The organism is Paraburkholderia sp. GAS38 (assembly GCF_050434965.1).
In the GTDB taxonomy this organism is placed as follows: Bacteria; Pseudomonadota; Gammaproteobacteria; order Burkholderiales; family Burkholderiaceae; genus Paraburkholderia; species Paraburkholderia phenazinium_A.
On sequence record NZ_JBNDJO010000017.1, the window covers coordinates 157,719 to 176,848 of the forward strand.

The 19,130-nt window shown below is 62.5% G+C and carries 20 protein-coding genes and 1 pseudogene; 7 read left to right on the forward strand and 14 right to left on the reverse strand.

Features of this window, described 5'->3' with window-relative positions; translation table 11 throughout:
- Window positions 1-58 precede the first annotated feature (58 nt).
- The 6 genes from P3T42_RS31580 to P3T42_RS31605 all read right to left on the reverse strand — a co-directional run bounded on the left by P3T42_RS31580 (window position 59) and on the right by P3T42_RS31605 (window position 4,578).
- A complete protein-coding gene (locus P3T42_RS31580; protein ID WP_429308278.1) occupies window positions 59-643 on the reverse strand; it encodes a class I SAM-dependent methyltransferase in 585 nt (194 codons plus the stop codon).
- A 75-nt stretch (window positions 644-718) separates the two neighbouring features.
- Window positions 719-1,048 carry a hypothetical protein gene (locus P3T42_RS31585; protein WP_429308279.1) on the reverse strand — a complete coding sequence of 110 codons (330 nt, stop codon included), beginning with the start codon at window positions 1,046-1,048 and terminating at the stop codon, window positions 719-721.
- Window positions 1,049-1,163: 115 nt separating this feature from the next.
- Window positions 1,164-1,712 carry a GNAT family N-acetyltransferase gene (locus tag P3T42_RS31590; RefSeq protein ID WP_429308280.1) on the reverse strand — a complete coding sequence of 183 codons (549 nt, stop codon included), beginning with the start codon at window positions 1,710-1,712 and terminating at the stop codon, window positions 1,164-1,166.
- A gap of 15 nt (window positions 1,713-1,727) precedes the next feature.
- Window positions 1,728-2,597, reverse strand: coding sequence for a MurR/RpiR family transcriptional regulator (locus P3T42_RS31595; RefSeq protein WP_074296669.1), 870 nt, complete (start codon window positions 2,595-2,597; stop codon window positions 1,728-1,730).
- A gap of 74 nt (window positions 2,598-2,671) precedes the next feature.
- The gene (locus P3T42_RS31600) at window positions 2,672-3,748 is read right to left on the reverse strand and encodes an ABC transporter ATP-binding protein (RefSeq protein WP_429308281.1); all 1,077 of its coding nucleotides are present in this window, start codon (window positions 3,746-3,748) and stop codon (window positions 2,672-2,674) included.
- Between the two features lie 56 nt (window positions 3,749-3,804).
- Window positions 3,805-4,578, reverse strand: a complete 774-nt coding sequence (locus P3T42_RS31605; RefSeq protein WP_429308282.1) for an SDR family oxidoreductase — start codon at window positions 4,576-4,578, stop codon at window positions 3,805-3,807.
- A gap of 356 nt (window positions 4,579-4,934) precedes the next feature.
- Between P3T42_RS31605 and P3T42_RS31610 the strand changes: the two genes are divergently transcribed.
- From P3T42_RS31610 to P3T42_RS31620, 3 genes are all read left to right on the forward strand, one after another.
- A complete protein-coding gene (locus tag P3T42_RS31610; RefSeq protein ID WP_429308283.1) occupies window positions 4,935-6,167 on the forward strand; it encodes an ABC transporter substrate-binding protein in 1,233 nt (410 codons plus the stop codon).
- 179 nt (window positions 6,168-6,346) lie between these two features.
- Window positions 6,347-7,237 (forward strand): carbohydrate ABC transporter permease, encoded by an 891-nt coding sequence (locus tag P3T42_RS31615; RefSeq protein WP_074296677.1) that lies wholly within the window; start codon window positions 6,347-6,349, stop codon window positions 7,235-7,237.
- Entirely contained in the window at window positions 7,234-8,079 is an 846-nt protein-coding gene (locus P3T42_RS31620; RefSeq protein ID WP_074296679.1) for a carbohydrate ABC transporter permease, read from the forward strand. Before P3T42_RS31615 ends, P3T42_RS31620 begins: the two co-directional genes overlap by 4 nt.
- An 8-nt stretch (window positions 8,080-8,087) precedes the next feature.
- On the opposite strand, the gene P3T42_RS31625 is transcribed toward P3T42_RS31620, so the two are convergent.
- From P3T42_RS31625 to tatA, 5 genes and pseudogenes are all read right to left on the reverse strand, one after another.
- Window positions 8,088-9,407 (reverse strand): ATP-binding protein, encoded by a 1,320-nt coding sequence (locus tag P3T42_RS31625; protein WP_429308284.1) that lies wholly within the window; start codon window positions 9,405-9,407, stop codon window positions 8,088-8,090.
- Window positions 9,404-10,144, reverse strand: a complete 741-nt coding sequence (locus P3T42_RS31630) for a response regulator (RefSeq protein ID WP_074296683.1) — start codon at window positions 10,142-10,144, stop codon at window positions 9,404-9,406. The genes P3T42_RS31625 and P3T42_RS31630 overlap by 4 nt, the downstream gene beginning before the upstream one ends.
- Before the next feature lie 7 nt (window positions 10,145-10,151).
- Window positions 10,152-10,274, reverse strand: a complete 123-nt coding sequence (locus P3T42_RS31635) for a hypothetical protein (protein WP_290439565.1) — start codon at window positions 10,272-10,274, stop codon at window positions 10,152-10,154.
- A 738-nt stretch (window positions 10,275-11,012) separates the two neighbouring features.
- Window positions 11,013-11,169, reverse strand: a pseudogene (locus P3T42_RS31640) (Sec-independent protein translocase subunit TatA/TatB); the annotation flags it as partial.
- Window positions 11,170-11,216: 47 nt separating this feature from the next.
- Window positions 11,217-11,438, reverse strand: coding sequence for a Sec-independent protein translocase subunit TatA (gene tatA, locus P3T42_RS31645; protein ID WP_074296687.1), 222 nt, complete (start codon window positions 11,436-11,438; stop codon window positions 11,217-11,219).
- A gap of 333 nt (window positions 11,439-11,771) precedes the next feature.
- Here tatA and P3T42_RS31650 point away from each other — a divergent pair, with 333 nt between their 5' ends.
- Window positions 11,772-13,028: a cupin domain-containing protein gene (locus tag P3T42_RS31650; protein WP_074296689.1), complete on the forward strand. Its 1,257-nt coding sequence runs from the start codon at window positions 11,772-11,774 to the stop codon at window positions 13,026-13,028.
- A gap of 176 nt (window positions 13,029-13,204) precedes the next feature.
- A complete protein-coding gene (locus P3T42_RS31655; protein ID WP_074296692.1) occupies window positions 13,205-14,509 on the forward strand; it encodes an Nramp family divalent metal transporter in 1,305 nt (434 codons plus the stop codon).
- Here P3T42_RS31655 and P3T42_RS31660 read toward each other — a convergent pair.
- On the reverse strand, window positions 14,396-15,535 hold the full coding sequence (locus P3T42_RS31660; protein ID WP_429308285.1) for a LysR substrate-binding domain-containing protein: 1,140 nt from the start codon (window positions 15,533-15,535) through the stop codon (window positions 14,396-14,398). The two genes, P3T42_RS31655 and P3T42_RS31660, sit on opposite strands and share 114 nt — an antisense overlap.
- A 374-nt stretch (window positions 15,536-15,909) precedes the next feature.
- Window positions 15,910-16,197 carry a DUF1330 domain-containing protein gene (locus P3T42_RS31665; protein ID WP_074296697.1) on the reverse strand — a complete coding sequence of 96 codons (288 nt, stop codon included), beginning with the start codon at window positions 16,195-16,197 and terminating at the stop codon, window positions 15,910-15,912.
- A 134-nt stretch (window positions 16,198-16,331) separates the two neighbouring features.
- Here P3T42_RS31665 and P3T42_RS31670 point away from each other — a divergent pair, with 134 nt between their 5' ends.
- Window positions 16,332-17,132 (forward strand): hypothetical protein, encoded by an 801-nt coding sequence (locus tag P3T42_RS31670; RefSeq protein WP_074296699.1) that lies wholly within the window; start codon window positions 16,332-16,334, stop codon window positions 17,130-17,132.
- Window positions 17,133-17,169: 37 nt separating this feature from the next.
- On the opposite strand, the gene P3T42_RS31675 is transcribed toward P3T42_RS31670, so the two are convergent.
- Window positions 17,170-18,156 (reverse strand): chemotaxis protein, encoded by a 987-nt coding sequence (locus P3T42_RS31675; protein ID WP_429308286.1) that lies wholly within the window; start codon window positions 18,154-18,156, stop codon window positions 17,170-17,172.
- Between the two features lie 486 nt (window positions 18,157-18,642).
- Here P3T42_RS31675 and P3T42_RS31680 point away from each other — a divergent pair, with 486 nt between their 5' ends.
- A complete protein-coding gene (locus P3T42_RS31680; protein WP_074296704.1) occupies window positions 18,643-19,062 on the forward strand; it encodes a secondary thiamine-phosphate synthase enzyme YjbQ in 420 nt (139 codons plus the stop codon).
- Window positions 19,063-19,130: the final 68 nt, after the last annotated feature.

Here is a 19,130-nt window from a genome sequence, read left to right on the forward strand (position 1 = left end):
CTCTTTGCTGTGATCCTCGGGTGACGCACTCCGGGTGTCGCGCGCCCGCTCCGGACGATCATTCCCGCTCGAGAACCACTTCCCAAGCTGCTTTTGGTTTGCGGTACTTATCAGTCACGGTATGCTCTAACGCAACCGTGCGCCAGCCATCCGCAAAGAGTCGACGCACCGCGCTTTCGTCAAAGAAGCGCTTCGCCTGTCCGTCCACCAGAAAATAGTTCGGCTCGATTTCCTCGCCCCCGTCCGCACCAAAATTTCGATCCTCGGTGGAATTCAATCGGCACAGCAATACGCCGCCCGGTCGAAGCGCCAATCGCACGCGTTCCACAATCGACACGGTTTCTTCCCAGGCAAAATAGTGAAGCGACAGGCTCGCCAACACAACGCCCAGGTCCGTCGCTTCTTCGGGAAGCGGATCGCGAACGTCTCGCCGTTCGATGCTCGCCGAGGGTACTCTGATTTTGGTCGACGTTACCGCGCTCAACGACAGGTCAAAACCGATTACGCGTAGACCGGTCTTCGTCAAGGTTGCAGTATCGTCGCCGTAACCGCAGCCAATCTCAAGCACGGGCCGATCACCGGCCCGCGACTCGATCAGTGTTAGCCAACGGTCTAGCCAGGGATCTGGGAACATGGAGAACATTACTCTGGACATTGATTTATTCTACAAACGATTGTCACTGGTTGATCGCTCCCTGTCCACCGTCGTTACCCGCTGCTATTGTCCCGCGGCGGGCGACACCACGCTCGGGGTCGCTAGTGTGTTATTGGTCTTGGGAGCGCTGTTGGCCGTGGAGCTATTGCTGCTCGGCAAACCCGAGTTCGGCGCCCCGTTAGCCATGCCGCTCTCCGAGTTGGGAGTGCCTGGCGTACCGTAGCCGCTCGTTGTACCGTTCATCTGGCCGCTCATCTGGCCGTTCACCTGGTTTGCCGGGCTAGCCGTGCTGCCCAAGCTCCGCAACGTCGCCGAGTCGGCATAGCCGACTTCGCTCGCAATTCTTTCGAGGTCTGTACAGAGGTCGTAACCCATCGAGACGAGGTTCTGCACGTTTGGTTGTCGGGCAGTCGTTTGGCGCCGGACACGCTCAACGCGCAAGCCCTGTCGGTGCAGACTCAGTTGATAGAGGGACTCGGTCAGGCAACTTGCCAAACCGTGAGTGACCTCACAGCGACGGCTTCCATTCCCGCCTGAGAAGCCCATACACCCAGGAATCCGAGACCTCGCCATCCACAATGCAATCTTCCCGCAACGTACCTTCGCGGACAAACCTGAGCTTCTCGAGCACGCGGCTCGATGCCGCGTTGCGCGTGTCGGTCTCGGCCTGAACGCGGTTCAGATCGAGCGTATCGAAGCCCCACTGCAACAAGGCGCCTGCGGCTTCGGTGGCGAAGCCTTGACCCCATGCCGTGTCATCGAGGCAGTAGCCCATCGTCGCGCTGCGATAGTCCGGATCCCATTTGATCAAACAGCACCAGCCGATGAACACACCATCGGCGGCACGTTCGATGGCCAGCCGCGCGCCGCTGCCTTCCTGCTCGATTTTTCTGCAAACCACGACAAAGCGCTCTGCTTGCGCGCGCGTCTTCCAGGGCGGCGCATCCCAGTAGCGCAACACGCGTGCGCTGCTGTGCAGCGCGAAGATGGCGTCCGTATCGGCTTCCGTGAAAGGACGCAATAGCAGGCGAGCGGTGTGCAACGTCGGAGTTGGCAAGGAAATATGCGGCACTTACGACGACTCCCCCGCCGCCGGCTCCGGCTCATGCGCGAGCCGCGCCTTCGCATGCCGCATCTTCTCCAGCGTCTTGGGCCCAAGCTTGAGCGCCACGCCGATTGCGAGCGCATCCATGATGCACAGATGCACGAGCCGCGACACGCCCGGCGTATTCGGATCGATCGCACTCGGCACGCGCAGCAGCAGTGGAATATCGACCAGCCACGCAAGCCGCGAGCCGACATTGGTCAGCGCAATGGTCGTCGCGCCGCGCTCCTTGGCGATCTGGATGCTTTCGTTCACTTCGACGCTGCGCCCCGAGTGCGACACCGCAAACGCCACATCGCCCGGCTCGAGAAGCCCGGCGTAGAGGCGCTGCAAATGACCATCGGTGAATGCGCTCGCGGCGATATCGAGCCGCAGGAAACGCAGCGCCGCATCCTGGGCCACCAGTCCCGATCCCGAACCCACGCCGAAGAAATACACGCGGCGCGCGCCGGCCAACGCGGCAATCGCCGTCTCCACGACAACCGGATCGAGCGCCCCACGCGCATGCGTGATGCCTTCGACCGCCGCTTCGCCGACCTTGTCGAGCAGGGTCTGGATATCGTCATCCCGCGCGACGGCCGTCGACGCATACGGCAAGCCCCCCGCCACGCTCTGCGCCAGTTGCATCTTGAAGTCGCGCAGCCCATTCGCACCGACCGCGCGACAGAAGCGCGTCACCGAAGGCTCGGACACCTCCGCGCGCTGAGCGAGCTCGGTGATGCTGGCGCGCATCGCAAAGTCGACGTCGCTCAGCACCATGTCGGCGACCTTGCGCTCAGCCGGACGTAGCTGGGTCAATGCGCCGCGAATGTGGGGAATCAGGTTGGGAGCGGACACCCGTGTGTTCCTTATGGGTTCAAGGTCTGGAATCCGCGTCTTGGTTCTATGGAGATCAGCGGCCACACGCGGTTTCAGGCAAGCCTGCGTCCACTCTCCGTATCGAACAGATGAATATGCCCAATCGGCAAGCGGAGCGCCACGCGCTGGCCAGGCTCGATTGTCGAGCGCTGGCGCGTCGTCACGCACCACGTGCTGCCGCCTATTTTCCCGTACAAGTGGGTCTCGGCGCCAGTCGGCTCCACCACTTCGACTTCCATTGACACGCCATCCGGCGGCGCCAGCGTTTCGATATGCTCGGGCCGAATGCCCAACGTGACCTTGGCGCCGGTCCTGGCTGAAGCCGGTGCCTGCGACAGCGCCACTTCACTGCCGTCAGCCAGTTTCAGCGCGAGACCGCTTGCGCCGCTCACCAGTACGCCTTCGGCAAAGTTCATCGAAGGCGAGCCGAGAAAACTGGCCACAAACAGATTCGCCGGACGATCGTAGAGATCCAGCGGCCGGCCGATCTGCTCGATACGGCCCGCGTTCATCACGACGATCCGGTCGGCCATCGTCATCGCTTCGATCTGATCGTGCGTGACGTAGATCACCGTATTCTTCAGACGTTGATGCAGCGCCTTGATCTCCGTGCGCATCTGCACGCGCAGCTTCGCATCGAGATTCGACAGTGGTTCGTCGAACAGGAACAGCGACGGTTCGCGCACCACCGCACGGCCCATGGCCACGCGCTGACGCTGGCCGCCGGAAAGCGCACGCGGCAAGCGGTCGAGGTAGCCGCCCAGGTTAAGCATCTTCGCCGCGGCTTCGATACGCGGCTTGAAACTGCTGGACGACTCCTTGCGGATGCGCGGCCCGAAGGCGATGTTTTCGTAGACGGAAAGATGCGGATACAGCGCGTAGCTCTGGAACACCATGGAGATATTGCGTTGCTGCGGCGCAAGGCTATTGGCGCGCGTCCCGCCGATCAGCAGATCGCCGCCGCTGATCTCTTCGAGACCGGCCACCATGCGCATCAGCGTGCTCTTGCCGCACCCGGACGGCCCGACCAGCACGACGAATTCGCCGTCGTCGATATCCAGATCGATGCCATGCACCACCTGGGTGTCGCCGTAACGCTTGAAAATGCCGCTCAGTTGCACTGCTGCCATGCTGTCCTCATCGTCGTCCGGTGCCACCGCGAAGCGGGCGCACCACGTTCACTGGTTCAAAGCGTCTCGAGCGTCAATTCCTCGGCCATCAGCCGGTTGCCCGCCATCAGGCCGCCGTCGACCGGCAGCGCCACACCGGTAATCACACGCGCCATCGGCGAGGCGAGAAACTGCACCGCGTCGGCGATGTCGTCCGGTGTCGCGAAGTCGCGCAGCGGATAGTATTTCTTCAGGTTCTCGAAGACCTGTGGATTCTTGTCGACCCGCGCCTGCCAGGCCCTCGTCTTCACGGTGCCCGGACAGACGATGTTGGCGCGGATGCCGTGTTTGCCCAATTCCAGCGCCAGCGCCTTGGTATAGCTGATCAGACCGGCCTTCGCCGCGCTGTACGCGGGGTGGCCGAGCGAAGCCATGCCGTTCACCGAGCCGATCAGCACCAGCACGCCCTGCTGGCGTTCGATCATCGACGTACGCACGGCCTCCACCGTGTGATACGTGCCGTTCAGGTTCAGATGGACGTCGCGGTGCCAACTGGCGACGTCGGTCGTCGCCAGCGTCAGCCCCTTGGCGCCGCCCGCGTTGGCGACCAGCACGTCGACCGGCCCGCGCAGCGCGACCGCCTGCGCGACGGCTTGCTGGACCGCCGCCGCATCGGCCAGATCGGCCACCACCGGCGTCACGCGGCCCGCCTCGAAGCCGCCGGCAAGCGCTTCGAGCGCCGCTGCGTCGAGGTCGAGCGCCAGCACGGTGTCGCCCAGTTCGACAAAACGCCGGCACAGCGCGCTACCAATCCCGCCACAGGCGCCGGTGACCAACACCACTCGAGTCATGTCTCTCCCTGCTTTTTGCCTGCCGGCACCGCCGCCGACCGGGTGAATCGCGGTGGTCCGGAGCACGCCGGCACCACTCGTCAAACGCTCTCAGGTTCGTGCTTAAAGGCTTCGCGTGCTGTAAATTTCCAACACAACGCACTCATTTCGCATACCGGGTCTGTTCCGACCAACCTGCCGCCCGCCTCTGCACCGCAAAAAATACGCCTTCTTTACAGCATCTTATGCAAAAACAGCCGCGAGAAAAAATATCGTAGACCCTACGTGACAACAAATTTTTACTCCTGTAGGATTTTTTCAAACAATTTGACAACCCAGCGGCCGGCGACGGCAGCGGACCACCCCAGGAGAGAGAAATGTCGTTGCAAGCCCGTGCTTCCTTCGCGCTCGGCAAGATTGCCGTAGCGCTCGCGTTTGCAGGTATGGCCGTGGCGGCGCACGCCGACACGGTCCGCGTCACCGTCGCCCACTACAGCGATGCGACCGCCCCGTACTTCGAGAAAGTGGCCCTGGAATTCGAAAAGGCCAACCCCGGCACGACCATCAAGATCGAGGACGTCAGCTGGGACACGCTGCAACAGAAGCTGCAAACGGACATTACCGGTGGCGCCAACGCCGATCTGGCGATTGTCGGCACGCGCTGGCTGCTCGATTTCGTGAAGGACGATGTGGCTGAACCGCTCGACGGCTACATGGATGCGAGCTTCAAGAACCGCTTCATCGGCCCGTTCCTGGCGCCGGGTGAGATCAACGGCAAGGTCTACGGTCTGCCGATCGCTGCCTCCGCTCGCGCGCTCTACTACAACAAGGACCTGCTGGCAAAGGTCGGCTACCCGAACGGTCCGAAGACATGGAACGACGTGATCGATGCGTCGAAGAAGCTGAAGGCGCAAGGCATTGCCGGCTTCGGTCTGCAAGGCAAGGAAATCGAAACGGACGTCTACTTTTACTATGCGCTGTGGAGCTACGGCGGCGACGTGGTGGGCAAGGACGGCAAGGCTGCGTTCAACTCGCCGGCCGGCGTGAAGGCGGCGACGCTCTACAAGACGCTGATCGACGACGGCCTGACGGAACCGGGCGTGACCGGCTACAGCCGCGAAGACGTGCAGAACCTGTTCAAGCAGGGTCGCGTGGCGATGGTGATCTCCGCACCGTTCCTCTCGAAGCAGATCAAGAAGGAAGCGCCTAACCTGAAGTACGGCATCGATCCGATCCCGATGGGCACGACGCACGCCACGTATGCGGTGACGGACTCGATCGTGATGTTCAAGAACTCGAAGGTGAAGAAGAGCGCCTGGAAGTTCCTCGACTATCTGTTCACGAAGGAACCGCGCGTGCAGTTCACCAGCACGGAAGGCTTCCTGCCGACGACGAAGGCCGAAGCGACCGATCCGGCGTTCAACGATCCTGACACGAAGGCGTTCATCGCGCTGCTGCCGAGCGCGCACTTTGCGCCGACCATCACGGGTTGGGAAGACACCGCGAAGGCCGTCTCCGACGCGATGCAATCGATCTACCTCGGCAAGGCCCAGCCGGCCGCTGCGCTCAACGCGGCAGCCGACAAGGCGAACGAATCGCTCGGCAAGTAAGGCTGAGGCAAGGCTGGGTCGAGGCATAGCCGATGCCCAGCTCATGCCCAGTTGAAGAAACACCGCGTTAATGTAGACCGGCGCGCGCTACCGCAGACAGGCGGCGCGCGCCGTGTTGTACCCGGCCCATCCCGTTGCGCCAGCCATGAGGCCACGGCGCGACTTACGATCGAGCACGCATGAGCCGTCCTGCTTCTCCGCGCCTGTCGGCGCCCTGGTTGCTGATTGCGCCGAGCCTGATACTCGCGCTGTTTATCATCAGCTATCCGATTTTCAACATCGTGTATCAGTCGCTGCACGATGTGTCGCGCTTTGGCGCGATTCGCGACTTCACCGGCCTGAAGAATTTCTATACCGTCTTCGCGGACCCGGAGTTTCTGGGCGCGTTGCGGCGCACGATCTACTGGACCTTCTTTGTGGTGGGCGGCACCGTCCTGATCTCGGTACCGGTCGCGCTGGTCCTCAATCAGGACTTCTATGGACGCGGCGTGGCACGCACCATTGTGATGCTGCCGTGGTCCGTCTCGCTGACCATGACCGCCGTGGTGTGGCGCTGGGCCTTCAATGACGACTACGGCATGGTCAACGTCACGCTGCATCGGCTCGGCCTGATCAACGGGCCGATCCATTGGCTGGCCACGCCGGAGCTCGCGTTTCCGGTAGAAATCGGCGTCGGCATTCTGGTGTCGATTCCGTTCACGGTGACGATCCTGCTAGGCGGCCTGTCGTCCGTTCCGGGCGATATCTACGAAGCGGCGCGCATCGACGGCGCGAGCGCCTGGCAGCAGTTCCGCAAGCTGACGCTGCCGCTGCTCAAACCCTTCGTCAACATGGCGATCCTGCTGAACGTCATCTACGTGTTCAACTCGTTTCCGATCATCTGGGTCATGACGCAAGGCGGTCCGGATGAAAGCACCCATATTCTGGTCACCTATCTGTACGAAGTCGGCTTCCGGCTCGGGCGTCCGGGCCAGGCGGCGGCGGTATCGCTGATCATGCTGGTGATGCTGTTCGTGTTTTCGATGCTGTATCTGCGCATGCAGCCGGCGAAGGAAGGAGAAAACGCATGAGCACCAAGATGAAACGCACGCTGTGGTGCTGGCTCGCGCTGTCTCCGCTGATCGTCCTCGTGCTGTTCCCGTTTGCGATCATGCTGTTCACCGCGCTCAAACCGGCGGACGAGGTGTTCGTTTATCCGGCGCGCTGGCTGCCGGTGCACTGGCAATGGAGCAACTTCGCCGATATGTGGGTGGCCGCCAACTTCGGCGTGGCCTTGCGCAACAGCGTGGTGATCAGCCTGCTTTCGATGGCGCTTGCGCTGGCCGTCAGCCTGCCTGCCGCCTATGCACTCGCGCGCTTTCCGTTCAAGGGACGTGGCCTGTACCGGCAATTCCTGCTCGTCACGCAGATGCTCTCGCCGATCCTGCTGGTGGTGGGCCTGTTCCGGCTCGCCGCGATGATTCCGTACGGCGACGGCAATCTGGTCGACTCGAAGCTCGCGGTGATCGTCTCGTATGCGGCGTTCAATATTGCGTTCGCGGTGTGGATGCTGTCGTCGTACTTTCAGACCGTGCCGCGCGATCTCGAAGAGTCCGCCTGGCTCGAGGGCTGCGGACGGGCCAAGGCCGTGTTCAAGGTGTTCCTGCCGCTGGCCGTGCCCGCCATTGTCGTCACTGCGATCTTTACGTTTATCAACGCATGGAATGAATTCGCGGTGGTCTATACGCTGATCCGTTCGCCGGAGAACAAGACGCTGACCGTGCAGGTCACCGATATGGTGGCCGGCAAATACGTCGTCGAATGGCATCTGGTGATGGCCGCGACCTTGTGCGCGACCTTGCCGGTGTCAGTGGTGTTTGCGTGGCTGCAGCGCTATCTGGTCAAGGGGCTGGCTTTGGGAGCGGTGAAGTAAACGTCGCTTCAGCCGGCGTTTTTCAACACGAGTCGCGCTTCCAGCCCACCCTCGGGCCGGTTATGCAACGACAGCGCTGCGTCCATCGCGAGCGCGAGCTGTCGTGCAATGGCAAGCCCGAGTCCGGTGCCGCCCGTGTGGCGGTTACGCGATCCTTCCAGCCGGACGAACGGTTCGAACACCGCTTCCAGCGATTCGGCAGGAATGCCGGGCCCACGATCGAACACTGAGATCGTCACCTCGCCGCCCTGTGCGGCCGCAACCGCGATCTCGGCCGCGCCGCCGAACTTCAGCGCGTTATCCACCAGGTTGCCGACGATCCGGCGCAGCGCCTGCGGCCGCGTGATCAATGAAGTCGCGACCTGCCCGTGCAACGACACGTCCTTCCCCGCGTCCAGATAGTCGCAGACGAGGCTGTCGAACAGCGCGTCCGGATCGATGCGTATGGGCACCTCGGTCGCGCCGTGCATGGTGCGGGCGTACGTCACACCTTCCTTGACCATCGTTTCCATTTCCTGCAGATCCTGCCGCAGCTTGGCCCCCTGCGCGTCGTCGTCCATGACGTCGACCCGTAGACGCATGCGGGTAATCGGCGTCTGCAGGTCGTGCGAAATCGCCGCGAGAATCTGCAGGCGCTCGGTCATGTACAGCTTCACGCGGTCATGCATCGCATTGAAAGCGCGCGCCGCGCGCGCCACTTCGTCCGGGCCGTCTTCGGGCAGGCGCTCCGCTTTCAGATCGGGACCTAGCGTGTCGGCCGCGCGCGCCAAATGACTCAGCGGACGCGTCGCCACCCGCACCGCCAGCCAGCAGCAGGCGGCGAGCACGATCAGTTGCAGCACCAGCACCACCGCCAGCCAGGGCGAGAGCGGCGCGCCTGCCATCGGCTGATAGTCGATGGTCAGCGGCGAGCCGTCGCTCAGGCGCAGATGGACCTGCAGACGTTCGGGCTGGCCCGGCACCGCGTTGACGGTCAGCGGATACCGCTTGCCGATGCCGTCTGCAATCGATTGCGCCACGCGCGCCGACAGCGCGGCGTCCGGCGCAGCGCCGGGCACGCCAGGCCCGAGAATGAAGCGATAGGTGCGCCGCGCGAGGCGCGGCAACCACTCGGCGCGCTCGTCAGGTGGCAGATGATCGAGCAGTGCGACCGAACTCGTGACCTCGCGCTCGATGTAACCCATCATCACGTTGTTCATGGTCTGATCGCGCTCGGTCATGGTCAGCCAGACCGACAATGTCTGCGCCAGCGCGAGGCCGACGAACAGGATCAGCGCGAGCCTCGCGAACAGCGTGCGCGGCCAGTGCGGCCATGCGCTCAACGTCATGGATTGCCCTCGATCATGGTCACGGCCGCCGAAAACACATAGCCTTCGCTGCGCAGCGTCTTGATGTAACGAGGCTCGCGCGCCACGTCCTGGAGGCGCTGCCGCAAACGGCTGACCAGCAGATCGATGGAGCGGTCGAACGGATCGGCCTGGCGGCCCTGGGTCAGGTTGAGCAATTGATCGCGCGTGAGCACGCGCTGCGGATGATCGAGGAACACGCGCAACAGGCGGTATTCCGCGCCGCTCAGGGCCACCATGGTGCCCTGGGCGTCAAGCAGATGGCGCGCGGTGGTGTCGAGCCGCCAGTCGCCGAAGCCGATCATCGGTGCGGTCTCCGTCACCTGCATGCCGGGCGGCAGCATGCGCGCGCGGCGCAGCACGGAACGGATGCGCGCCAGCAGCTCACGCACCGCAAACGGCTTGGCGAGATAGTCGTCGGCGCCCATCTCCAGCCCGACGATCCGATCCGTCTCCTCGCTGCGGGCGGTCAGCATGAGCACCGGAACCGAACGGAACTTGCCCGCGCGCAATTCGCGGCACAGCACGAGGCCGTCTTCGCCTGGCAACATCAGGTCCAGCACGATCAGGTCGGGTGCGCCCTGCTCCAGCACGGCGCGCATCTGGCGACCGTTGGCGGCGAGCGAGACGCGCATGCCGTTCTTCTCCAGATAGCCGGCGAGCAACTCGCGGATGCCGCGATCGTCGTCGACGATCAGCACATGGTCGAGGGTTTCCATCAAGCGATCATTCCTTCCGGAGATTGACGCGCACCCGGTTCACGTTGATCAGCGAACACTGCACGGGATGCGCCAGTTCCGCAATCAAACCGCCGGCGAGGAAGACGAGCATGGCCAGCAGCCGACGCATCCCGCCTCCACGGCGCACGGGCTCGCGCGCTGCGTCGGACAGGGCTCCAGCGTATACGGATCGATGCCGTAGAGGCAACCCGTACGCACGAGCGTGGGCAACGGCGGGTTGTGTCGAATCGGTCGTCATAAAGCACTCCACGTCCACGATCAGTCATGTATGTGTGCTTTATAGCCCAGCTCGCGGCGGGCTTTGTATCCCAATGTATCTGGACCTTCCGCCGACACACAAGCTTGCAATTTACCGGCTTTCCCGGCCACAGCCGCGCTCGCGGAAGCGGCGCGCGTTACGCGAGCCGGTCAATATTCCGTCCCATGGCCTTGCTGGCAGCCATCGAGACGATGCGGTTGCGCTTGACTGCGCCACGTCGGCCCGCCGATGCCGTGCCGTGCCACTTCGTTCGCATGCGCTGAGCCGGAAACCTCGGCGCGCTCGGCAGATCCGCGGCGAGACGAAGCGAATGGTTCGAGCCGACGGCCTGTACCGAAACCGGCAACGGCAACGGTGCCGGTGCCGGTCGAACCTTGAACAGTTCACTCTGCAAATCGCCGGCACTTTCGTGAACCGACGGCAGATAGGCGCCAGGCAAGCCTTCCCGGATATCCGCTGCTGCGGCATCGACGCCTGCCTGCAGTTCACCCATGTGCTGGACAACGGTACGGTCGACCGTGGCCTGCATATCGCCGGCAGCCCGCTCGACACCGTCCTTGAATTTGCGCAGATCGTCCATGCGGATCTGCTGGTCCACTTCCGCCTGCACGATAGCGATGTAACGCTGCGCTCGTCCTAGCAGCGTGCCGGCGGTACGCGCAACGCGGGGAAGTCTCTCCGGTCCGAGCACCACCAGCGCGACAGTGCCGATGACGGCCAGTTTGGAAATGTCGAAATCAAGCATGGCAACCGTATCTCCACATTGCAGGACTGAAAATTCAGTTCTGCGACTTATTGTTGCGAGGTCGCGCGAGGAATCTGCGCGTCGATTGCAGGCTCGGCAGGAATCGAGGCCGCCTGCGCCGCGACGGGTTCACTCTCCTGCAAGCCTTCCTTGAAGCCTTTGATTGCGCCGCCCAGGTCCGAACCAAGATGGCGGATCTTCTTCGTACCGAAGACAAGCGCGACGATCGCCAGAACGATCAACCAGTGAGCCATGCTGAGGCTACCCATAATCACACTCCTTTCGTTTGTATGGAACCGACCCGCCAACCCCACCTGAGTACCGCAGGTCAGGCGCAGATCGTAAGGGGATTTGCATCGACGGTGTATCAAACGTGCTTATGGTTTCTCCAATAAATCCTGATTGGTGATTCGTGCCCCATCTTTCTAATATTTGCGGCACGGAACGAATGACGACGGTGCCGATCGTGCAGTGAGCCTCATGTTGACCGACGCTTCACTGCAGCACGGAAACTCGCCGGTTCTGCCCCACATCCTGCGTGGCACGGGACGTCATCCCGGTCACCAGGAATTGACGAAAACAGATAGTTAGGAGAAGAAAGCATGACTGATATGAAACGGCGCAGTGTCCTGGCTGGAGCAGCTGCGGGGGCGGTCGCGCTTGGCGCGTCGGCCGCTGCCAAAGCCGCGGAATTCGGCAACCCGGATCGTCCTTCGCAAGGAAGTATCAACTCGACGCCTGCCGCGATTTCCGAACCCGGCCCGCAAAATCCGCAACTGCGCGACGTTTTGCCCTCGTTCAACAACCCGCCGCCCACCGACGTCGGCGGCATGCCGATTCCATGGGCATCGTTCAACGAGGCGCACAAGCGCATTCAGGCGGGCGGTTGGGCACGCGAAGTGACGACGAAGGCGTTCCCTGTATCGAAGGACATCGCCGGCGTGAACATGCGCCTCGGACCGGGCGGCGTGCGTGAACTGCACTGGCACCAGCAGGCTGAGTGGGCCATCATGGTCAGCGGCGAGGTTCGTATCACGACCATCGATACCAAGGGCCGCGCTGAAGTCGCCGATGTGCAAACCGGCGACATCTGGTACTTCCCGCCGGGCCTGCCGCACTCGCTGCAAGGCCTGGGCGACAACGGCGGCGAATTCGTGCTGGCTTTCGATAACGGCGCGGCCGGCGAATTCAACACGCTGATGGTAACGGACTGGTTCGCGCACACTCCGCCGGAAATTCTGGCGCAGAACTTCGGTGTGCCAGCCGAAAAATTCAAGGAAATCCCGCTCGATCAACTCTGGATCTATCAGGGGGCGAAGGCCGGTGCGCTGGCAGCAGACCAGGAATACTGCGCGTCGCCGGCAGGCCGTCCCGATCATCCGTCTATCTTCCGTATGGGCTCGATGGCGCCGACCCTCTCTAACGCGGGCGGCGAAGTGCGCATCGTGGACAGCCGCAACTTCCCGATTTCGAAGACCGTGGCAGCCGCACTCGTGACGGTCAGGCCGGGTGGTCTGCGTGAGCTGCACTGGCACCCGGACAACGATGAATGGCAGTACTTCATCAAGGGCACCGGCCGCATGACGGTGTTCAACACGGGCCCCGCGGCACAGACGGTGGACTTCAACCCGGGGGACGTGGGCTACGTGGAGAAAAACCTGGGTCACTACATCAAGAACACCGGTAAGGAAGATCTTGTGTTCCTTGAGCTTTTCAAGTCGGACCACTTCTCCGAGGTGACCCTGTCGCAGTGGCTAGCGAATGTCCCCCGTCAACTGCTCAAGGAGCATTTGCGCGTCGACGACGAAACGCTCGACGCGATCCACAACCTGAAGCAACGCCGCGACGTGCTTGCGTAAGCGCGCCGGCCCTGCAGCAGCTGGCGCCGTGCGCCCGGCGGTTCGATCCGAACTGCGGGTCCACGGCGCCCCACACGGATTCGATGCAGTCCCGCTCCGATACCGGCGCATAAGCATAAGCAGAAGCAGTCAGTCCCTATCGATACCACGCAGCACCGTGAAGAGAGACGCTCATCATGTTGATGGCAATTAAACGAACCGCCAGCTACGCGCTTTCTGGAGAAGCGACGGCCGACACCGTCACGGCGATGCGCGACACGCTCGACAACAACCGCCGCGGCGTGCGTGCACTGTTGCCGTTCGCGGGTCCTGCTGTGATCGCTTCGGTCGGCTACATGGATCCGGGCAACTTTGCGACGAACATCCAGGCCGGTTCGACCTATGGGTACGAACTGCTTTGGGTGGTGCTGCTGTCGAGCCTCGTGGCCATGCTGTTTCAGGCGATGTCCGCGAAGGTCGGGATCGTAACCGGCCGAAGTCTCGCGGAGTTGTGCCGCGACGAGTTTCCGCGTCCGCTCGTCATGGGGATGTGGATCGGTTCGGAAATTGCCGCCATGGCGACCGACCTGGCCGAATTCATGGGCGCCGCGATGGGTATCTCGCTACTGTTCCATCTGGCAATGGGCTGGGGTCTGCTGATCACGGGCATCATCACGATCGGCATTCTGACGCTCGACAAAAAAGGCTTCCGGCCGCTCGAAATCGTCATCGCCGCGCTGATCACCGTCATCGGTCTGAGCTATCTGTGCGAGTTGGTGATTGCGCCGCCCGACTGGCACGCCGCGATCTTTCACACCTTCGTGCCCCGTCTTCACGGCAACGATGCCTTGATGCTCGCGGTGGGTATCGTCGGCGCAACCATCATGCCGCATACGATCTACCTGCACTCGGGTCTGACGCAGAACCGCGCGCCGGCCCGCAACGATTATCAACGCCGCAAGCTGGTGCGTTTTTCGAACCGCGAAGTGGTGATCGCGTTGGGCTTCGCCGGCCTCGTGAATCTGGCGATGGTAACGATGTCCGCTTCAGTATTCAGCAAGAAGGCGCCAGGCATCTCGGACATTGCGGTGGCCTATCACACCCTGACGCCCGTCCTCGGCGCCGGTGCGGCCGCGCTGTTCCTCGTCTCGCTGCTGGCGTCGGGCATCTCCAGTTCCGTGGTGGGCACGATGGCCGGTCAGAACATCATGCAGGGCTTCGTCGGTTTCAAGACGCCGGTGCTCCTGCGACGCCTCATCACGATGGTGCCGGCCGTCATCGTCTGCATGACCTGCAATCCCATGACCGCCATGGTGGATAGCCAGATCGTACTGAGCATCATCCTGCCGGTTCCGCTCGTCGCACTCGTCGTCCTGTCCTCGCGCCGTTCAGTGATGGGCGGATTTACGGCGGGCCGCAAGCTGATCGGCACCGCTGTCGTCGCCACCGGCGTGATTCTGGCCCTGAACGTGATGCTCATCTGGCAATCCGTCGTCTCGTAAGAGTGCGCGGGTACGAAGCGCGACTTCGTGACGGGCGCTAGTGGTGGCAATCGTTCGTGTTTCTCGAGCCGCGTCGTCAGGACGTGGAATATCCATGCCCGTATGCACCTTGTCGATCCCCGTGAAATGCTCGAGCCGCGCGCCGCCCTCGGCAAGAAGAAACTGCCGGAAATCGAGGGCCGCCGGCGGCAGATGCCGGTCCGCGCGATGGACCGCGCACCAGTGGCGCTTAAGCGGAAAACCCTGCACGTCGAGCACCTTGAGCAGACCGGCGCGCACTTCGGACTGAACCGCCTGCGCCGATAGAAAGCTGATGCCCATGCCTGCCATGACCGACTGCTTGATCGCCTCGGCGCAACCGATCTCCATGAAACGTGGCGTCGATGCAAGGCTGCGGAACGTATCGTTGGCGGCGCTGCGCGTGTCGGTGCCGCTCTCCCTGACGATCAGGCATTCGAGTGCGATACGCGCATAGGGGATGTCGCGTTCGTCGGCGAGCGGGTGTGTCGGGGCGGCTACCAGCACGAACGAATTCGGTGCAAACGCCTCGGCTACGATGGCCGGGTCATCCGGCGCATGCACCATCACGGCGAGATCGATCTGGTCGCTTCGCAGCAAACCGATGAGCTGATCGCGACTGCGCACCGTCATGTCGAGGTTGATGTGGCTCCTGTCCTGCATGAAAGCACTGATCAGATGCGGAAAGAAATAACTGCCCGAGGTAATCAGTCCGACCCGCAGACGCTGGGCGCCGCCGCTCTGGAGACTCGCTATCGACTGCTCGGCGGCTTTCAGATCCGCCAGAATCACCATGCTGTGACGCAGCAGCAGCTTGCCTGCCTCGGTCAGCAAGATCCGCCTGCCGATATGGCTGAACAGCGGCAACCCCGCCTGATCCTCCACCTGCTTGACCTGCATCGACACGGCCGGCTGGGTGAGGTGCAGGTCCTCCGCCGCGCGGGAAAAGCTCAGATGACGCGCAACACTTTCGAAAGCCTTCAGTTGCCGAATTGTTATGTTTTTCATATGAAGTCGCGTCTCCTATATTGGAATGTATAGACGCCCCTCAGAAACTCCGGGGGAACTCGGTCGCAGTGTAGCGCCTGTGGCGAATTGCCGCACGCAAAAGCGCATCTTTCACTTTGCCCCCTCTTTCATTGCCGCCTCAAGCAGTCGTCCCCACGACCTCACGATCCGCTAAATATGATCTATTTGTGCATATATTCATGACGTACCGCACGCGTAGCGCGTGAGCCTTAGCCGACTTTCGCCGGGCCGTTTTATTCGTTGTCGGCGTAAGTAGTCCTATGCATCTCGGGCCTTGCTCCGCCTGCCATCGTTAACATGGTGCGAGAAAAACCGCGCATTGCGCATCCTACGGACAGCGCAATGCGCGCGTGTTACACGCCTTCGACGAGGACGGCGCGATAGCGCGAGCCCTTGAAGCGGTGCTGCGCGACTTCCTGATAGGCGGGGCTGTCGTACCAGGCACGCGCCTCCGCTGTGGTCGGAAACTCCACGATCACGACGCCCTCGGGGGCATCGCCCTCTAGCACCTGCTGCTGTCCGTAAGCGGCGAGAATCTTGACCGCATGGCCCTTGAAGGTAGGACCGACCTTGCTGCTGTAAATGTCGAGTTCGCTCTGGTCCTGTGTGCTTTCTCGCGTGAAGACGATATAAGTCGCCATGGCATAGACTCCTGCGGTGGGGGGAAGGTGCATCAGATGATGCCACGACGGCTGATTTCACGTGGGCCGCACGCTCGGCGATGTTGAACGCCCAGCCGTTACGATAGACTCCTGCCGTACCGGAGGGTGTCACTGTGTCCAACCTGAAAACCAGACTGATTCGCTTCAACACGGCTTGCCTGCTGGCCTGCGTGTCGGTCCTCGCACACGCTGCGACACCCGCGGCGGCATCGACCGCCGCTGCCGCCAGCGGGGCGGCGAGCGCTGCCATTGCCGAGGTCCTCGCGGCACGGCCAATTGTCGGCGACGACCCGGTTGCCATCCGGAACACGTTGGCCAAACACAGCATCCATGGCAACGCACCGTCGTTGCGCGACCGTATCCGTGCGCTGATTCCTTACCGGAAGGCACAGCACGATCTTGGCCTGACACAAGCCAGCCTCGACCGCGAACTGGTGTTCGTCGTCCCCATCCCCTACGGCGTGCTGTACCAGTCGAAGAGCCACGTGCTGACGATCGACGCGGACCTGGCTAACGAAGACATACCCGGCGCGATCCTGCTGAAGAAAACCGTCGACGGACCCGATGGCCGGGGACTGACGGTGGCGGCGGAAGCAAAGGCGAAGGGCTTTATCCAGCAGATCGATCTCATTGGACTCAAGTCCGACGCAACCGGCAAAACCAGGATTCGCGGCCACCTCACGCTACCGGCGGCGACCTTCGCCAAAGTGGATGGCGACTTCGCAATTGCGCTGATGTGCAGCCTGGCGCCGCCTTACCTGAGCGACCAGCGCGAGCACAGCGATCCGACTGACGACGAGCCGACCGACATCACGACCCGCACCTCGATCCTCTACACGGAGATTCAGGCGGTCTGGCTGATCAGCCCGCAGACCGGCACCGTGCTATCGAAGAACCTGCACGTGTCGAATTGAGGCGCGCCGGGTTGACGGGCAACCCGACGCGCGCGTCTCAGGCCGGTTGAATCTGAAACTCCGCGGTGGATCCCGCGAGCGCCTGGCGCAGCGCCTGGGCCAGTTCGCCGGCGGCAAACTTGGCGATATAACCGTTCGCGCCCGCGTTTCTGACGTGCGCTTCGTTGGCCGCCCCGGTGAGCGACGAATGAATCACCACGGGAATGTCGCGCATCCGCGCATCGCCCTTGATGTGTCGCGTGAGCGTAAAGCCGTCCATTTCCGGCATTTCAAGGTCGGTCAGCACGAGTGCGATCTTGTCCCGCACTCTGACCTTCTCGGTCTGGGCTTCGCGCGCGATCTGCTGCATCATGTTCCAGGCCTCTTCGCCGGTCTTCGCCATGATGTACTCGGCGCCGATCGCGCCTAAGGCTTGCTCGATCAGTTTGCGTGCGAATCCCGAGTCGTCGGCCGCGAGAATCTTGGCGCCGGCAGGCATCTGCAGATGATCGCCGACGGACTTCGGGTCGACCGCCGGATGTTGCGACGGAAACACATCTCGCAGCACCTGCTCGACGTCGATCACCTGCGCGAGCCGCGAGTCGCCGGTATTGCCGTCGATCCGCGCGATGCTCGTGATCGACTTGCCGGCGGCGGCGCCTTCGGCGGTCAGCACCTGATTCCATTCGAGGCGAACGATATCGTCCACTTCTTCAACCGCGAATGCCTGCGTGGAGCGAGCGAATTCCGTCACCAGCAGGATGTTGCGGCCGCGCGTCGGCTCGCAACCCATCAGACGCGGCAGATCGATCACGGGAATGATCTGGCCGCGGATGTCGACCGCGCCCATCACGAACTCCGACGCGCCCATAATCGGCGTCACGGACGGCATCGTCGAAATCTCGCGAATCTTGAAGACGTTGATTCCGTAGAGCTCATGCGCGTCGCTGTCGGGGACCGATCCAAGGCGAAACAGCAGCAATTCGAATTTGTTCGAGCTGGTCAAGCTCGTACGTTCGTCGGCCACATGCAGATCTGCCCCCATACCTCATTCTCCGGTTCGAATTCTGGGCACAGCGCGTTGATGTCGCCCACGACACCGATCGAACGCTTCCGCCTCATAGCTGGTTATCGGCCCGCAATGCATAAAGTTCAGCGCCGTCAGCCTGTTTGTACGGCTTTTTGTGAACCTTCGGCGTTTGCCGGCAACGCGCAAACGATTGCGCGACGTCTTCAATCATTAGACGAAAACGGTAATTGAAGGCAAGTTCAGCGGGCGCTGAATCACACGATCCTGGCTGCGGCGCCCTATCTCCACGGGAGTCCTGATCAAAGCGCGTTGCCGGTTCTGCCTGGCGACGGCCGGCCCGGCACGTCACTCGCGCCGCGGAAGGTGCTGTCGTGTCCGGCGCTGTGGACCGTAGGGCGTGGCATACTCGTCGCATCGTCTTGCGCGGTTGCCGCCCCTTCACCCAGGCCGGCGCACCCGTGCTTCGCATCCCATGAAACCGGCCAGGCAGGAGTCGATTCAATGCAGCAAGCCATTCGTCATTTTCACGTCAGGGCGCCCGTACGTGGACTCGTCGAATTTACGGCGGAGGTCCGCGAGTTCGTCGAAGAGCAGCAGATCGAGATCGGTATCCTGACGCTGTTTTGCCGTCATACGTCGGCCTCTCTTCTGATTCAGGAGAACGCCGATCCGTCCGTGCAACGCGACCTGGAAACCTACTTCGGCACCATCGCGCCGGAAGACCGCAACCGCTACGAGCACGATACCGAGGGGCTCGACGACATGCCCGCACATTTGCGCACCGCCCTCACGCAAGTGCAGCTATCCGTGCCGATCGAGCATGGACGCATGACGCTCGGTACGTGGCAAGGCATCTACCTGTTCGAGCATCGGCAGCATCCTCAAAGCCGCGACATCGTCGCGCACATCATCGGCGAATAACCGGCAGCGCGACGCACCGCCGCTCGCGGCGTCGCGCATCCACGCGTCTGGGCGGCGAGCGTCACGTG

Coding starts and splice junctions, on each gene's coding strand:
- P3T42_RS31580 (WP_429308278.1), bottom strand. CDS start 643: ATGTTCTCCATGTTCCCAGATCCCTGGCTAGACCGTTGGCTAACACTG.
- tatA (WP_074296687.1), bottom strand. CDS start 11,438: ATGGGTAGCCTCAGCATGGCTCACTGGTTGATCGTTCTGGCGATCGTC.
- P3T42_RS31660 (WP_429308285.1), bottom strand. CDS start 15,535: ATGAAAAACATAACAATTCGGCAACTGAAGGCTTTCGAAAGTGTTGCG.
- P3T42_RS31665 (WP_074296697.1), bottom strand. CDS start 16,197: ATGGCGACTTATATCGTCTTCACGCGAGAAAGCACACAGGACCAGAGC.
- P3T42_RS31630 (WP_074296683.1), bottom strand. CDS start 10,144: ATGGAAACCCTCGACCATGTGCTGATCGTCGACGACGATCGCGGCATC.
- P3T42_RS31605 (WP_429308282.1), bottom strand. CDS start 4,578: ATGACTCGAGTGGTGTTGGTCACCGGCGCCTGTGGCGGGATTGGTAGC.
- P3T42_RS31675 (WP_429308286.1), bottom strand. CDS start 18,156: ATGGGGGCAGATCTGCATGTGGCCGACGAACGTACGAGCTTGACCAGC.
- P3T42_RS31625 (WP_429308284.1), bottom strand. CDS start 9,407: ATGACGTTGAGCGCATGGCCGCACTGGCCGCGCACGCTGTTCGCGAGG.
- P3T42_RS31635 (WP_290439565.1), bottom strand. CDS start 10,274: ATGCGTCGGCTGCTGGCCATGCTCGTCTTCCTCGCCGGCGGTTTGATT.
- P3T42_RS31600 (WP_429308281.1), bottom strand. CDS start 3,748: ATGGCAGCAGTGCAACTGAGCGGCATTTTCAAGCGTTACGGCGACACC.
- P3T42_RS31620 (WP_074296679.1), top strand. CDS start 7,234: ATGAGCACCAAGATGAAACGCACGCTGTGGTGCTGGCTCGCGCTGTCT.
- P3T42_RS31610 (WP_429308283.1), top strand. CDS start 4,935: ATGTCGTTGCAAGCCCGTGCTTCCTTCGCGCTCGGCAAGATTGCCGTA.
- P3T42_RS31680 (WP_074296704.1), top strand. CDS start 18,643: ATGCAGCAAGCCATTCGTCATTTTCACGTCAGGGCGCCCGTACGTGGA.
- P3T42_RS31615 (WP_074296677.1), top strand. CDS start 6,347: ATGAGCCGTCCTGCTTCTCCGCGCCTGTCGGCGCCCTGGTTGCTGATT.
- P3T42_RS31650 (WP_074296689.1), top strand. CDS start 11,772: ATGACTGATATGAAACGGCGCAGTGTCCTGGCTGGAGCAGCTGCGGGG.
- P3T42_RS31655 (WP_074296692.1), top strand. CDS start 13,205: ATGTTGATGGCAATTAAACGAACCGCCAGCTACGCGCTTTCTGGAGAA.